The organism is Mesorhizobium sp. AA23, assembly GCF_001672435.1.
Classification (GTDB): domain Bacteria; phylum Pseudomonadota; class Alphaproteobacteria; order Rhizobiales; family Rhizobiaceae; genus Mesorhizobium.
On record NZ_LYTP01000003.1, the window covers coordinates 60,222 to 73,060 of the forward strand.

Annotated in this window: 11 protein-coding genes; 4 read left to right on the plus strand and 7 right to left on the minus strand. The window is 60.4% G+C overall.

What is annotated here, in order from left to right; translation table 11 throughout:
• Positions 1 to 114: 114 nt before the first annotated feature.
• From A9K66_RS04770 to A9K66_RS04800, 7 genes are all read right to left on the minus strand, one after another.
• Positions 115 to 1,161 (minus strand): pyridoxal-phosphate dependent enzyme, encoded by a 1,047-nt coding sequence (locus A9K66_RS04770; RefSeq protein WP_067320340.1) that lies wholly within the window; start codon positions 1,159 to 1,161, stop codon positions 115 to 117.
• Positions 1,162 to 1,209: 48 nt separating this feature from the next.
• Entirely contained in the window at positions 1,210 to 2,298 is a 1,089-nt protein-coding gene (locus A9K66_RS04775; RefSeq protein ID WP_067320342.1) for an ABC transporter ATP-binding protein, read from the minus strand.
• A 179-nt stretch (positions 2,299 to 2,477) separates the two neighbouring features.
• Positions 2,478 to 3,386 carry a 5-dehydro-4-deoxyglucarate dehydratase gene (gene kdgD, locus A9K66_RS04780; RefSeq protein ID WP_067320345.1) on the minus strand — a complete coding sequence of 303 codons (909 nt, stop codon included), beginning with the start codon at positions 3,384 to 3,386 and terminating at the stop codon, positions 2,478 to 2,480.
• A gap of 40 nt (positions 3,387 to 3,426) precedes the next feature.
• Positions 3,427 to 4,359, minus strand: a complete 933-nt coding sequence (locus A9K66_RS04785) for a zinc-binding dehydrogenase (RefSeq protein ID WP_197507449.1) — start codon at positions 4,357 to 4,359, stop codon at positions 3,427 to 3,429.
• 8 nt (positions 4,360 to 4,367) lie between these two features.
• On the minus strand, positions 4,368 to 5,522 hold the full coding sequence (locus tag A9K66_RS04790; RefSeq protein WP_067320348.1) for a Xaa-Pro peptidase family protein: 1,155 nt from the start codon (positions 5,520 to 5,522) through the stop codon (positions 4,368 to 4,370).
• A complete protein-coding gene (locus A9K66_RS04795; RefSeq protein WP_067320708.1) occupies positions 5,519 to 7,006 on the minus strand; it encodes a M81 family metallopeptidase in 1,488 nt (495 codons plus the stop codon). Before A9K66_RS04795 ends, A9K66_RS04790 begins: the two co-directional genes overlap by 4 nt.
• Before the next feature lie 26 nt (positions 7,007 to 7,032).
• On the minus strand, positions 7,033 to 7,578 hold the full coding sequence (locus tag A9K66_RS04800; protein ID WP_067320712.1) for a flavin reductase family protein: 546 nt from the start codon (positions 7,576 to 7,578) through the stop codon (positions 7,033 to 7,035).
• A gap of 210 nt (positions 7,579 to 7,788) precedes the next feature.
• Here A9K66_RS04800 and A9K66_RS04805 point away from each other — a divergent pair, with 210 nt between their 5' ends.
• From A9K66_RS04805 to A9K66_RS04820, 4 genes are all read left to right on the plus strand, one after another.
• On the plus strand, positions 7,789 to 9,141 hold the full coding sequence (locus A9K66_RS04805) for an ABC transporter substrate-binding protein (protein WP_156751008.1): 1,353 nt from the start codon (positions 7,789 to 7,791) through the stop codon (positions 9,139 to 9,141).
• A 114-nt stretch (positions 9,142 to 9,255) separates the two neighbouring features.
• Entirely contained in the window at positions 9,256 to 10,194 is a 939-nt protein-coding gene (locus tag A9K66_RS04810) for a sugar ABC transporter permease (RefSeq protein WP_067320351.1), read from the plus strand.
• A complete protein-coding gene (locus tag A9K66_RS04815; RefSeq protein ID WP_067320354.1) occupies positions 10,181 to 11,065 on the plus strand; it encodes a carbohydrate ABC transporter permease in 885 nt (294 codons plus the stop codon). The genes A9K66_RS04810 and A9K66_RS04815 overlap by 14 nt, the downstream gene beginning before the upstream one ends.
• Before the next feature lie 78 nt (positions 11,066 to 11,143).
• Complete coding sequence (locus A9K66_RS04820) at positions 11,144 to 12,742, plus strand: GMC family oxidoreductase N-terminal domain-containing protein (RefSeq protein ID WP_197507450.1); 1,599 nt, start codon at positions 11,144 to 11,146, stop codon at positions 12,740 to 12,742.
• Positions 12,743 to 12,839: the final 97 nt, after the last annotated feature.

A 12,839-nucleotide genomic window follows, 5' to 3' on the forward strand; every position in this document is an offset into this window, starting at 1 on the left:
CTGGCTCATCCCTTCAGGCGAGCTTTTCCCGCGCCGGGCTCGACGTCATAAACACTTGCCTTGCTCTTGAGCGCGGTCGGCTGTTCGCAGCGCCACAACTAAGTGAATTACGCTTTAATCACTTTGCCCAATATCATGGTAACTTGAAGCATATGAGAATATTGCTGGCAATCCGCCCGTGTGCAGGAAAATGACCCGGTCGGATTTGTCGAGGCGCCCGCTTTGAATGTCGCTCACAAGGCCGGAAAAGCCCTTTCCTGAATAGATAGGATCGACGAGAATACCCTCTGTTCTGGCAAGCAACGCGGCGGCATACTGCGCGGCCGCCGCGGGTTTGCCGTAGTCCTCTCCGACGAATTCTGTAGAGTTGCTGATGCGCTCCGGACCGAGGTCCAGCTTGAAGCCGAGGAATTCGGCAGCCGCGCGGCATCTGCTGGCGATTTCATCGGGGGTTTCATAGGCCTCGTTACGTGCATCCATCGGATTGATGCCGCAGATCTTCACGCCATGGCCCAACAATTCGGCGCCTGCTTGAAGGCCGGCTTGGGTGCTGACTTGAGAAGTGACGTATATATGGGTGGGCAGAGGTTCGCCCAGAGTTTCGAACTGTTCTACGAGCTCAAGATAAGCTCCGATATAGGCGACCGCCGCAAGGGTCAGTGCGCGCTCGGCACCCATGCCGAGGATCATCGGCCTGCGGCCGCTGGCCTTGAGCCGCTCGGCCATGTCCTGCTTGGCCTGCTTGGTCGATGCGCTGGCTTCGATCGGGATAATCGTTGCTCCGAACTGACGCGCGATCAATTGATTGCCCTGCACATGCTCGAATTGCGTGTCTTTGCGCGGCATCAATATGCATTCAATTCCAAGGCGAGCCGCAGCGGCAGCCAACTGGCGCGACTGGTTCGACTGTGAGGCTGCCCCCTGGATAACCACGTCCACGCCGCGGCTCTCCGCGTCGCCCAGGATGTATTCGTGCTGTCGGACCTTGTTGCCGCCAAAGGCCAGGCCCGTACAGTCGTCGCGCTTGAGCCAGATTTTTGGGCCGCCCAGTTCGGCCGCCAGTCTCGGGCAAGGATCCAGCGGCGTGGGGAGATGCGCAAGGCGGGCGCGCGGCAGTTGCGCCAGCGCTTTGGCGATATCGTCTCTTGAGACAGTCGGCATCGGTTGAAACCCCAATCGAGAAACGGAAAATCGGTGGTGATCAGCAGGTCACGAAAGCCGGACGCCGGTCGCGGGGTCAAAAAGACTCAAGCGCGATGCGTCGATGCGCAGTCGCGCCGGACCAGGCTGCGGGATCGAGCCCGCGCCAAGAAGTGCTGACTGTTCGACGCCACCATGGTGGAAGATCACAACGTCATGGGCGCCAGTGGGCTCGATCAGAGTGACATCGACTTCTATGTCAATTTCCGCGTCCCCGACGTCGCCGATCGCGAGCGCAATGTGCTCGGGCCGAAATCCGACGGTCACCTGGCGTTGCTGCGCCCTGGCCGCAGCGCGGAACTCTTCGGGAACCGGAAGCTGGGAATTGGCGCCTTCAAGCAGAAGTCGTCCACCGCCTATGACAGCGGGCGCCAGGTTGATTTTTGGGCTGCCGATAAAGGTCGCAACAAAAAGGTTTGCGGGTTTGTTGTAGACCTCGCTGGGCGTGCCGAGCTGCTGAACAGTTCCCTTTTCCAGAATGGCAATCCGCGTGGCCAGGGTCATCGCCTCTATCTGATCGTGAGTTACATAGACAGTGGTTCGACCCATGCGTTGGTGCAGCTTCTTCAGCTCAGTTCGCATCTCCACCCGCAGCAGCGCATCGAGGTTGGACAACGGCTCGTCGAACAGGAAGAGCGCCGGGTCGCGCACCAGCGCGCGGCCGATTGCAACGCGTTGGCGCTGACCGCCCGACAGTTGGCCCGGTTTGCGATCGAGCAAATGGCCAATCTGTAGCAGGCGTGCGACTTGCTCTACCGCATCCTCGCGCCCACGGCGCGGCAGCCTGCGCATCTCCAAGGGAAAGGCGATGTTCTGGCGCACCGTCATCGACGGATAGAGCGCGTAGGACTGAAACACCATGGCGATGTCACGGCTCTGACACGGCACGTCGTTGAGTACGCGAGAGCCAAGCCTGATCTCGCCGGAGTTGATCCTGTGGAGTCCGGCGATGGCATGCAGCAAAGTCGACTTGCCACAGCCTGACGGTCCAAGCAGGACCAGAAACTCGCCCGAGGCTACCTCGATGTTGATGTCCCGCAGGACATGCAACTGAGTGCCATAGTGCTTGTTTACCTTGTCGAGAGTGAGCGAAGACATCGGCCGTTCCTCAAATTGGGCCATGACGATGATCGTACGAGAGGCCGGGCTTCAGCCTCAACCCAGGCGCGACCCGCTCAAGCGGGCGCCGTTGCCTCGATAGGCTGAAACGCGTCGGCAACCGTGAGAACGTGGCGCCGGCGCTGGATTGTTGCTGACGGCACATCCTTTCAGGTTCGTCACTGCAAGGTCTGTCTGGCGATCAGCGACGCAAGCATGTCTTGCTCTTCGCCGGATAAATCGGTCAGTGGCGGGCGAACCGCCCCTGCATCGAAACCTTTCAACCGGACCCCGGCCTTGATCGCCGCTACCGCATAGCCTTTGACGCGATTGCGGATTGCCATGAACGGATAGAAGAAGTCGTTGAGCAGGGCTTCGCATCGGGCGCGTTCGCCGGCGCGCAGGGAGCGGTAGAAATCTTGCGCGAGGGCCGGAACGAAGTTGAATACCGCGGAAGAGTATGTCGTGAAGCCCGCGCCAAGATAGGCTTCCGCAAAAAGTTCTGCCGTGGGCATGCCGCCAAGGTAAGTGAGCCGGTCCCCCAGCCTTGCGGTGATCTGCCGGATTGCGCCGATATCGCCGGTGCCATCCTTGAAGCCGATGAGGTTGGGACAGGCATCGCAGAGCCGCGCCAGCGTGTCGGCCTGAATGACGGAGTTGTCACGGTTATAGACCATCACACCAATATCGACCGACTGACAGACCCTGCGAACGTGGTCATACAGTCCTTGCTGTGGCGCATCGATCAGGTAGTGCGGCAAGAGCAGGATGCCATCCGCGCCCGCCTTCTGTGCGGCCTTGGCGATGGTGAGGGCGATCTCGGTGCCATAGCCGCATCCTGAAACAATGGCGGTGTCGCCCGCCGCTTCTTTGGCTGCTCGAACGACTTGGGGGATCTCGTCAGGCGTCAGCGAGAAGAACTCGCCGGTGCCGCCTGCGGCGAAAAGCACCGGTGCGTTGAAGCTCGAGAGCCAAGATACATGCGATTTGTAGCTTTCGGGAGCGAAGCGGCCCTGAGCGTCGAAGTGGGTGACTGGAAAGGACAGCAGACCTGAACCCAGGGCAGCCTTGATCTCGATTGGCCTCATTGCATTCCTCTTTTTAGATCGCTGGTGTTGAAGAAGATGGTTATGGAAGCGGCCAGTGGGCCGCATCGGCGAATCCTGTGACGTCGAGCACGGCCTTGCCGTGGAAGCCGGGCCGCAAAACGGCCGCGGCCGCAGCAGGCAGGCTCTCCCATGGTTGACGCATCTGGATGGAAGTCTTGAGTTCGCCGCGCTCTAGCAGCGCGAGCAATTGTGTGAGCAGCATCCCGACGCGGCGTTCGCCAATGGCGAAACCCTGAATGGTGCCGCCGGTTCTCATCAGATCGTCGAAATTGGCAAAAACCGCAGCCTGACCTGCGCTCCAACCCACGGATTGCAAACTCCCGCCCGCATTAAGCAGGCTCGCTGCCTCCACCAGCGACGGGCCGCCCAAGGTTTCGATGATCAGATCTGCGCCTTTGATGTTGCCAAGGTCGGTGAAAACATCATGGGCGCCCAGCGAGACAAGAAGCGCGCGATCGGCTTCAGAGCGCGTTACGGCGTTGACCTTGGCGCCCGCCAGGCGGGCCAGTTGAGTAGCAAATTGTCCGACGCTGCCCGATGCGCCGGTGATCGCCACCGTTCGCCCCAAGAGGGAACCGCCGCGCGATAGAACGGCTAAGGCAGTCGTCGCAGCAGTGGCCAGCGTTGCGGCATGACCAAGATCGACGTCGGTAGGAATAATGGCGACATCCCTGCAATCAGCGATGCGACATTGCGCCCAGCCGCCGCAGAGAGCGCGGGCAACGACTCGCGCCCCAATCGGCAGGCCTTCTACCCCAACCCCAACCTGGCTGATCACGCCTGCCGTATCCCAACCGGGGACAAAGCCTTCTACAAATCCCCCATGAACCGCGCGGCGCGATTCACCGCGATTGAGGGCGATTGCGCCAACATCGATGACGACTTCGACCGGACCCGGACGGCTTCGATGCGACAATCTCAACCCGGTTGGTGTCGCTTCATAGGCGAGCATGGGGCGCATCACTCCGACAGGATGGCCCGGGGCAGCCACGAGAGGCGCTCAGGGCCGGCTTCAGTCACGACGATTGTTTCGCTGAGAGCCAACTGCGGCGTGTGCAGGACGACATGGAAAACCATGTTGGGCTCGAACGCCCAAGTCTGGCCCGGCGCCATGATCCTGGTGTGGTCGCTGACTCGGGGCACAGCCTGATAGCCAAGCGTATAGCCGGTGATCTGGGTAAAGACGGCCTTGAGCCCTTGTCGCAGCACCTCACGGCGGCAAATGGCGTCCACATCGCCCCCCTTTGCGCCTGGAACCATTGCGGCAATCTGGCGGTCCTGGATCTCGACCATTTGCCTGGCCAGTTCCAGGTCCGCGGCGGTCGTCTTGCCGACCAATGCTGGCCGGACAAGGCGTGCGCTATAGCCGCGAAATTGCGGCGTGGCCTCTACAAACACCCGCTCGCCCTCGGCCCACGGTGCTCCCGTCACCCCGCCTATCAAGGCGTCCACGCCGGTCATGCGCCCCAGGATGGCGGCCCGGGTATTGTCGGCCCCGTGATGAATGGAGGCCTCGCACATGGCGGCGAGGCTGTCGCGGTCGCTCACTCCGGCTTTGATCGAGCCGGCGCCGGCGGTCACAATGTGATCGGCGATGTCGGCAGCGCGGCGGATATAGGCCAATTCGGCGGGCGACTTGATCAATCGCTGTTGCCAGATCACGCCGGAGAAATCGACTATCTCCATGCCCGGATTGCCGGCACGGATCTGGTGCAGCCGAGCGATCGTCAGGATGTTGCTGTCTTTCTCCACCGCCAGGCTTTTCGGGGCCAGCCGGGCGATGGCGCTGGTCACCCGAGCGTGCGAATCCTCGTCGTCGGCGAATGTTTCGTAGGACCTTGACCAGGACTGGTCGAGGAAGGTGCCAAGATCGAGTTCGCGAATTATCAGCCAGGGCTCCCCTTTCACCGGGATCAGGGCAGCTTGGTAGCGGGCCGCGGTCGCGAGATAGCCAAACAGATAGGCCAGATGATCTATCTGGTCGACAAGGAGCAGCTCTGCGCCGCGCAACTCCATCTCAGACTGTATCGCACGCATGCGGGCGTGGTACTCAGCCTGGTCAAAATCCAGGGGTCCGCGCGTCGCGTAGGCCGGCCCGGCCGCCTGCTTGTTCATGCGGGCTCCTGTCTAGATCGATGCTCAGCTTGATAGTCCACGTCCGCAATGATGGGCCACATTGGCCGTTGCAAACGACGGCGATGCAACTTTCTCACGTCGACGGGCGAGAGCCCCGGTGGGTCTGCGGTGATGATGCGGTCGAATCGCGGCTCGAACCAGGCCTTGAAATGCTGGCTCGATTTCAGCGCCACGATTGGAAATTGCGCGAGATCGACTCCGGCTTTGATAAAGGGGCCGTCATCAAGTGTCTGGCGGCGCCCACTGGACACGACGACGTCGACACTGCCAATGCGCAATGTCGCCAGCAAACCAAGATCTATCGTCTCCCCGGTTCCCATCGGGCTCTTTACCCGGAAGAGCCCGTTGTTGAGGCCAAGAACCTCTGCCACGGCTCTTATTGGGAGGCCGAGAAGCGTATTGGTGTGTCCACCTAGCTCGACATTGATGTGCGCGCCGACCCCGGCGGCGGCGGCCCGCGCTACCGTGCCAGGGTCGAAAATGTGTGAAAAGCAGGACCGCGCGCCCGCGGCGATGAGAGCCGACAGAAGGTGAGTCCCATCCCCTGGGCTGCCGGCTCCGGTGTTATCTGAAAACTCATTGAGGACGACAGTGCGCCCATCTCGCATTGCTTCTTGGATCGCACCTTCAGGCGGTAGGCTGTCCACCTTGATCTGGTGCCTTCGCTCCCAAAGGGCGCCGGCGATCCGCTGCGCCAGTCGGTGGGCATCATTGGCTCCATTGCGGCGAGTCACCACGACCACCGATGCTCCAATGTGAGGCACGTCTACATAGGGGAAGCCGTGCATGATGCGGGCGCACGCGACGCCCTCCAGCTTTTCGATTTCGGTGCAGAGGCGGTCGAGTTCGACAAACGCCGGCAAGCTGGTTGGAACGGGCGGGAACAGCATCGGCACCTGTTCGATGGCCGTTTCGAAGTCAGCTCTCGAGAGCACGATGTCGCAAAGGCATCGCGCCGCTTCCACTCCACGCTCATACTGGTCGACGTGGGGATTGAGCCGCACCGGAAACAGCGCCGAGCAAAAATCGCCTAGGCGCTGGCGGACGTTGCCGTGGAGATCCAACGTGGCCACGATCGGAATTCTTTCGCCGAGACGCTGGCGTAGCGCGGCACACAAGTCCTCCTCGAGACTGTCGATGCCCTCCACGATGCCCGCGCCATGAAGTGACAAAAGAAGCGCGTCCAGATCCGAAGCCGCCGCCTGCTCGACCAATTCCTCACGCAACGCGACATAAACCTCGCGCCGGATCGTGCCCGATGGTGTGGCTTCAGCGTAGAGCAACGGGACGGCATCGAAACCGAGCGCGCCGGTCTCATCAATCAGACCAGCAAGATAGGTGCGGGCGCCGTGGCTGAACGAAGATATCTCAACGCCGCGCAGCACCTGAAAACCGGTAAGCCCCGTGGGAACAGCAAATGTATTGGTTTCATGAAAAATTCCGCCGATGCCGACCCGAGCCATGCTGGCCATCCCTCGTTGCGACCAACTCAGCTGGCGAGTTTGTAAACGAGGTCGACGTGCTGGCGACTGCAGTAGGTCAAAGGACGATCCTCTGTCACCGCGCCCGACAAGATGCGACCCACAATGATCGGATGGTCTCCGGTCTCGATGACGCGAAAGACGCTGCATTCGGCGTGGGCGCGAACGTCTTCAAGCACAGGCGCCTCCACATGCGGGCTCTTGCCCCAAGCAACGGCAGAAAACTTGTCCTGGTTGCCGAATGCGAAGCTGTCGGAAACGTCAGACTGGCTGCTCGCCAGAAAGTTAACTGGGAAGGCGCCGCGAGACGGAATTGCCTCCAATGTATGATTTGCGTTCGGTGGGCAAACGGCCAGCGGGGGTGGCGCGAGCGAAGCCGACATCACGGCGCTCACTGTGAGGCCCACCGGGACATCTGTTTCATCCAGTGTGGTCACCACTGTTACGCCGCTTGGAGGCCCTGAGAACATGTCCCGGAACATGGCTGGATCGAGGCATGGCTGCGGCGAAGGCTCGGTCGGGATAGCCGCATCGGCTTGAAGCTCGAGGCTCACGGGTCGCTCCTCAGATTGCATACTGAACACAATATCGCGAAGCCGCCGGCTTGCCAATGGCCATTCTGGGTTTGGGGGCTGGATTTGGGGCGGCATGGCTAGAGATCAGCGAAATTTTCAAAAAAACAGCCATTCTGCAAGGAAACCGAGCCGTTCTCGTGCGAGATAAATAAGAGAGGGACTTGACAAGCTCGCAGCCAACTCGACAAAGTGTCGCCTGAACGCTGTCGCCACTTTGGTTGCGAAACAGCCGTGCAGCATCACTTGAGCAAAGCAAAAAAGGGGAATGCTATGACCAAAAACAAGCAGGGCTACATGGCGCGCGCGCTTCTGGCCGCAACGGTGTTGTTCTCCGCGGTTACGACGAGCCTCGCGGAGGAAAAGAAGCTTGAGGTGCTGCACTTCTTCACGGCAGGGTCGGAGGCCGCCGCCATCGGCGTCATCAAGGATGCCTTCACGGCCAAGGGATATGGCTGGGTGGACCTGCCTGCGACGGGAACAGACACGCTCAATCAGGTGCTGCGTTCCCGCGTCACGGCAGGTTCGCCGCCGAACGCGGTGCTGATGCATTCAAACGAGGTCAAGCAGTGGGTCGACCAGGGCGCGCTCGTTGACCTGTCGCCAATCGCCACCAAGGGAGACTGGGATAAGGTGATGTCAAAGGGCCTCATTCCCCATCTGAAGCTCAACGGCGCATTCTACGGCGTCCCGACCACGGTGGAGCGCACGAACTGGCTTTGGTACAACAAGAAGGTGTTCGACAAGCTTGGTCTTGAGCCGCCGACCACCCTCGACGAGTTCCACGCCGCGGCCGACAAGCTCAAGGCCGCCGGTGTGATCCCGCTGGCGATCGGCGGCGTCAACTGGCAGGAGGCCACCCTTTTCGAGACGGTGCTGGTAGCTGTTGGTGGCCCCGACTTCTATCGCAAGGCGATCGTGGAGCAGAACGAAGATGCGCTGAAAAGCGACACCATGATCAAGGTCTTCGATGAATTCCGCAATATGAACAAGTATGTCGACCCGAACTACCCCGGCCGCGACTGGAACATCGCCGCCAAGATGGTGATGACCGGTGAGGCCGGCATGCAGGTGCTTGGCGACTACGTAAAAGGCGAGATGGTGCTGGCGAATCTGAAGCCGAACGTCGACTATGGCTGCGCACCGCCTCCCGGCAACGCGCAGACCTATCTGACCGTGTCCACCGCGTTCGTCTTCTTCAAAAGCAAGGACGCCTCCGTCGAGGCCGCGCAGGATGCTTTGGCCGAGACCACGTTCGATCCCAAGGTTCAGCTCGGGTTCAACTTGAAGAAGGGGGCCACGCCCGCACGCAGCGACGTCGACGCCGCCGCGCTCGATTTTTGCGCGCAGGCTTCCTACAAGGCCCAGGTGGACGCGGCCTCTCGCGGCCAGTCATTCCCCGCCATTTCGCATTTCGAGGCATGGAGCCCGGCCAAGAGCGGCGTTTTCATGGACGTCGTCTCGACCTTCTTCGAGCAGCCCTCAATGACCTCGAAGGCCGCAGTCGATCAGCTCGTCAACGGCCTGAAGACGATCTCTGAATAATCGACGCGCTCCCAAGCGGTCGTGCCGCGGCTGTTGGCCCCACGGGTCCGGCCGCGGCATGGGTATCGGCCAGGTACAAACTTCTCATCTGGAGTGGCGGCAAGGCGAATGGGAATGCTATCGCTGAAGTCGGAAGTTTTTACGGCGCGCCCGTCTCTCGAGACCGGGCGTGCGCGGACGTTCATCGGCAGATATGCATCGCAAATCGCCCTCGCGCCTTCGGTCGCGATAGCCTCGATATTCGTCTATGGCTTCATGCTGTGGACGGCCTACATATCGTTCAGCGCGTCAGGGATGTTGCCAGACTATCACTGGGTCGGTCTGCGGCAATACTACAGTCTATGGTCCAACCCGATCTGGGTTCAATCGGCCAAGAATATCGTGGTTTTCACGTTCTTTTACATCATGCTGACGACCTTGGTTGGTCTGTTTCTGGCCATCCTTCTTGACCAGAGAATAAGAGCGGAAGGGGCCTTGCGGCTCATCTACCTCTATCCGATGGCCCTTTCATTCATCGTCACCGGAACGGCGTGGAAGTGGATCCTCAATCCCGGCCTTGGCATAGAACATGTCATGCGAAACTGGGGCTGGGAGGATTTCCGGTTCGATTGGCTGGTGAACCCGCGCTTTGCCCTCTACACCGTCGTGCTGGCGGGTGTCTGGCAGGCATCCGGCTTCGTCATGGCCTTGTTCCTTGCCGGGTTGCGCGGGGTAGACGAAGATCTGATAAAGGCCGCCCGACTGGATGGGGCAGGCGGCCCCTCGATCTATCGCCGCATAATCATACCGCTTCTTGGCCCGACCTTCGTGACCGTTGCGGTGGTGCTGGTTCAGCAGGCGCTGCGGACCTTCGACCTTGTCGTCGCCCTGACCAACGGCGGGCCTGCCAACAGCACGCAGTTGCCGGCGACCTTCATGTACAAGCAGACTTTCGAACGCTCGCAGCTTGGCGTCGGGGCGGCGAGCGCAGTGATGATCTTCATGACACTAGTGGCGATCGTGGTGCCCTATCTCTACACCTCAACCAGAAAGGCCTCCGATGAGCACGCATGAGGTGGTGCTGGGAAACGGCCTGGCGCATAGGATCACCCGTATTGTCATCTATGGCGCACTTTTGTTCATGGCCGCCATCTATGTCTTTCCGCTTCTGGTCGTCGTGCTGACCTCGCTGAAACCCTTGGAGGAATTGCGCTCCGGCACAATCATCGACTTTCCCGCCGCTCCGACCATGCAGCCCTGGTATCAGGCCATGTTCGCTGCCTGCATAGGAACGAGTTGCAACGGATTGGCACCATACTTCGTGAACTCGGTAATGATGGTCGTACCGGCAGTGTTGCTGTCGACCCCGATTGGGGCGGTCAACGGTTTCGCCCTGACGCATTTCAAGTTCCCGGGCCACAATTGGGTCTTCGCGTTTCTCTTGTTTGGCGTCTTCATCCCGCTGCAGATCGTGCTCATCCCGTTGGCATATGTGATGGGTTCGCTCGGCATAGCCAACAGTGTCATGGGTCTCATCCTGGTCCATGTGATCTATGGCATTGCCTTCACGACTTTGTTCTTTCGCAACTTCTTCATCACTGTGCCGCACGAGATCGTTGATGCAGCCCGCATGGATGGCGCCAGGTTCCTCCAGATTTTCCGTCGTATCGTGCTTCCGGTCGCCATTCCAACAATGGTGGTGTCGGTCATCTGGCAATTCACCCACATCTGGAACGACTACCTGTTGGCAACCACCTACACCTCCGGCCTGACCTCGCCGGTAACCGTCGGGCTTTACAACATGGTCGCATCGACCACCGGAACGAAGGAATACAACGTGAATATGGCCGCGGTGTTCTTGACCGCTCTGCCAACCCTTTTGGTCTACGTCTTTGCCGGCCGTTATTTTCTGCGCGGGCTTGTCGCGGGATCCGTCAAGGGTTGATCGGGCCAGACCATACGAGAACGACTGCCATGAACTTGACCCCGCCGGGTGTCAGATTTGCTTGCCGTGAGAAATGTCGTGACTGGAATATTTGATTTCATCATCGTTGGTGCAGGATCGGCCGGTTGTGTTTTGGCAAACCGATTGAGCGCCGATCCGGCGGTCAAGGTGCTGCTTCTGGAAGCCGGGCCGAGGGATTGGAATCCCCTGATCCGCATACCGATTGGCGTGAATTACACCGTGGGCAGCCATCTTGATTGGCGGCTGACGAGCGAGCCGGAGCCTGGCGTCGACAACAGGCGCATCAACCTTCCGCGCGGCAAGGTGCTCGGTGGTTCGTCGGCGATAAACGGCATGATCTTTGTCCGCGGCCATGCCGAGGACTTCAACGACTGGCAAAGGGCAGGCGCCACGGGCTGGGACTGGAATGGTGTCTTGCCCTACTTCAAACGCATGGAGACCTGGCAGGGGCCAGCCTCCCAGGATCGCGGCTCATTCGGACCGATAACCGTCAGCTACGGCAACTACCGCACGCCTCTGTTCGAAGCCTTCCTCGAAGCCGGGCGGCAGATGGGCATGCCGGTTGTCGAGGATTACAACACCGGAGACCATGAGGGCTTCGACTGGGTCCAGTACAACATTGACAAGAAGCGCGGCGTCCGCTGTTCGGCTGCGCACGGCTATCTGCGGCCGATCCGCCACCGCAAGAACCTGACCGTCCTCACGAACGCCAATGTCACCGGTCTCATCCTGCAAGGCGCGCGCTGTACTGGGGTGCGCTTCACCATCAAGGGGGGCCAGCACTCGGCCGTGGCCGCGGAGACGATACTGTCGGCCGGCGCCTATATGTCTCCCCATCTCCTGATGCTGTCGGGAATCGGCCCCGCCGAAGGATTGCGCGCAGCCGGCGTCCACCCGATCCTCGATCTTCCAGGCGTGGGCGAGAACCTTCAGGATCACTGCGGCAGTCTTGTGCAATTCGCCTGCACCAAGCCTCTGACCTACTATTCGTTGAAGCATCCTGTGCGTGGACTCAAGGCGGCGGCCGAATATGCTTTCAGGCGCTCCGGACCGATAGCCGTTTTCCCGATGTCGGCTCAGGCGTTCCTGCGCACCAACCCTGCCGAGGAACGTCCGAACCTGCAGGTTCAATTCTATCCCGTGAGCCGCGACCTGAAATCACCCAAGGGCGAGATCGCAACGTTCAACGCCTACACGCTGCAGTTTGGCCTGATGCGGCCGAAGTCGCGGGGCCGGCTCTTCCTGCAATCGAGCGACCCTTTCGTCGCCCCAAAGATCCAGCACAACCTGCTTACCGATCCGGCCGACATCCAAACGTTGACCGAAGGCCTGCGGCTGGCGCGTGAAATCAATGCCCAGGAAGCGTTGCGCGACTTCACCGGGCAAGAGCTAGACCCGGGCCTTCACGTCCAGTCCGACCGCGAAATCCAGGCCTATAATCGCCGCAACCTTTTGAACGAATATCATCCATCCGGCACCTGCAGGATGGGGACCGACGACATGGCGGTGGTCGACCCCGAGCTCAAGGTGCGCGGCATGGCAGGCCTCAGAGTTGCCGATGCTTCGGTGATGCCTGTGGTGACCTCGGGAAACACCAACGCGCCGGCAATGATGATCGGTGAGAAGGCCGCGGCACTCATTCTAGGGGAATATTAACTGCATGCGCTCCGTCCGCACCGGTGACCTGTCGCGGACGAGATATGGCAAGCCAGAACAGGCTTCAAGGCACTGGAATATTTAGGAAATGCTGGCG

What these genes read in the sequence shown, in the direction of transcription:
- A9K66_RS04770 (WP_067320340.1), bottom strand. Translation starts at nt 1,161, where the DNA reads ATGCCGACTGTCTCAAGAGACGATATCGCCAAAGCGCTGGCGCAACTG.
- A9K66_RS04775 (WP_067320342.1), bottom strand. Translation starts at nt 2,298, where the DNA reads ATGTCTTCGCTCACTCTCGACAAGGTAAACAAGCACTATGGCACTCAG.
- kdgD (WP_067320345.1), bottom strand. Translation starts at nt 3,386, where the DNA reads ATGAGGCCAATCGAGATCAAGGCTGCCCTGGGTTCAGGTCTGCTGTCC.
- A9K66_RS04785 (WP_197507449.1), bottom strand. Translation starts at nt 4,359, where the DNA reads ATGCTCGCCTATGAAGCGACACCAACCGGGTTGAGATTGTCGCATCGA.
- A9K66_RS04790 (WP_067320348.1), bottom strand. Translation starts at nt 5,522, where the DNA reads ATGAACAAGCAGGCGGCCGGGCCGGCCTACGCGACGCGCGGACCCCTG.
- A9K66_RS04795 (WP_067320708.1), bottom strand. Translation starts at nt 7,006, where the DNA reads ATGGCTCGGGTCGGCATCGGCGGAATTTTTCATGAAACCAATACATTT.
- A9K66_RS04810 (WP_067320351.1), top strand. Translation starts at nt 9,256, where the DNA reads ATGCTATCGCTGAAGTCGGAAGTTTTTACGGCGCGCCCGTCTCTCGAG.
- A9K66_RS04815 (WP_067320354.1), top strand. Translation starts at nt 10,181, where the DNA reads ATGAGCACGCATGAGGTGGTGCTGGGAAACGGCCTGGCGCATAGGATC.